Source organism: Bathymodiolus platifrons methanotrophic gill symbiont, assembly GCF_002189065.1.
GTDB lineage: Bacteria > Pseudomonadota > Gammaproteobacteria > Methylococcales > Methylomonadaceae > Methyloprofundus.
Window position 1 is genome coordinate 1 of record NZ_BDMN01000086.1, and the last position, 1,817, is coordinate 1,817.

Genomic DNA, 1,817 nt, shown 5'->3' on the forward strand with positions numbered 1-1,817 from the left:
ATTCTCTAAGTGATAAAGCACCTCCGGCATTGTTAAACAAATCTCCTTGTGAGATTGGGCCACGAGGAACATTGTCGAGTTCTAGTGCTTTTCTAATTTTCCATGCAACTGTATGGTCTGTACATGAGGTATCGCCAGAGACACCAATCGCACCAACTTTAGTAGTACCAAGAAGTCCATCAGTAGTATACAAAGCTAGCCCACCACCAAATACATTTACACCGCCTACGACTTTTCCAATCATAGGGTCAGTTGCTGTGGCAAAAAGACTAGTATCTGTACCAGGGGCAGAATATGCATTATAGGTATCAACCGGATTACTATGCTGCAAACCAAACAGGCTATTATTACCTTGCACTGTACCGAATAAATTAGCCGTCGATATTGTGTAATAGTCTAGGCTGAATGCATTAGCAGTGTTTGCTTTTTGAGCTGAAATCACACGACTTCCTAACCAGCTCTGGTTACCTACATAAGCTGTTTTATCTAAAGATTGACCTTCTGCAGCTGTATTAATTACATGGCATACAGTGCCGTCTGTATCAACAACAGAAACCCACATTGGAAGATCGAAGCCCCCGTTAGGTGTTTTGTCGCTGCCATCACCGGGTAGTAAATAAGTATCACCAGGCACGATACTTTTGGCAGCAGCAATTAATGCATCTCTAGTTACACCACCACAGAGTTCTTCATCTGCAAGTGCAACGTTAGATAATACGAAAGAGCCAGTAATGGCTAAAGAAAGTAATGTTTTTTGGGACCTCAAATTACCCCTAATTAAATAATGTTTATAGGGCTATTGAGCCTAGTATTTTTTAATATATATGTCAAGTAATTTATAAATATAAGCGCGTAGATTTGTTAATCAGCTTGTAAATTTTTCCATCTGTAAAAAATTAACACTATCAAAAATCAATTACTTAATATTTCTAATTAGAAACGAAAGACTCTGATGGGTGGAAAGTTTAGGATGCTAATTAACAACGCATTATCCTTGTTTGACCAGTTTTAAACTCAAGTGAATCTGCTGATTTATTTATTGACAGATTTATGCGTTCTTTTTAAGGTGTTTCTGGTAGATTCTATGCATAAGCTCCTGTCCCTCTCCGTGTTAATCAGCATGGTAAGTTTTCCAGTTTCAACAAAGAGTTTCCAGCTATGTAACTTTCAATTTCATTACATATCAGCAACTTAAATATACCCTTTGGTAAGAACAGACGCGGTTACGTAGTAAACATTCAACGCTGATTAACAAGCTTTCTAAAAAAAGCTAATCAACCCCAATAGCCCCAGCCATCACATTCGACAGATTATCACTGGTAGCCTGCAAACGCTCATTACTCAAATGTGCATACCGCTCTGACATGTAATGGTCAACAAAAACCGGACACTTTTTTAAGACGCTTCCCTATAACTACTCGCTCAAATTGTAATGGTGATTGATAATCTAGTTTTGAGTGAGTACGTTTGCCGTTATAAAAAGCTACACATCAATAATGCTATTGATTGCTGCTTCTTTGGTTCTAACGCTGAAAATCCTGGAAACGGAGCTTAAGCGAAGTGAAGATTTTTAGTCCGTGATAGCGATAGGGCCGGGTGTTTTCTCGAAGCGTCTTTTTGCGTAGAGAAAATACAAGGCATTCCGACATCGCGTCAAGCCATTTGAGGTAACTAAATAAAAACCCCTCTAGGGTTTTTATAAGTGGACGCAGGGCGAATCAGGGCATCGCAGATTTTAATCAGTCCCGTTAAGCTTTTGCCGCGAACTTGGGCTTGGACGCCCAAAATGAGCTTTCGCAAAAGTAGGGACTCCCCGA

At 39.6% G+C, this 1,817-nt stretch carries 1 protein-coding gene; it reads right to left on the reverse strand.

Annotated features, from left to right (window positions below):
- The coding region (locus CDZ78_RS05815; protein ID WP_244559167.1) for a heme-binding protein at positions 1-766 on the reverse strand (766 nt) is incomplete at its 3' end.
- Positions 767-1,817: the final 1,051 nt, after the last annotated feature.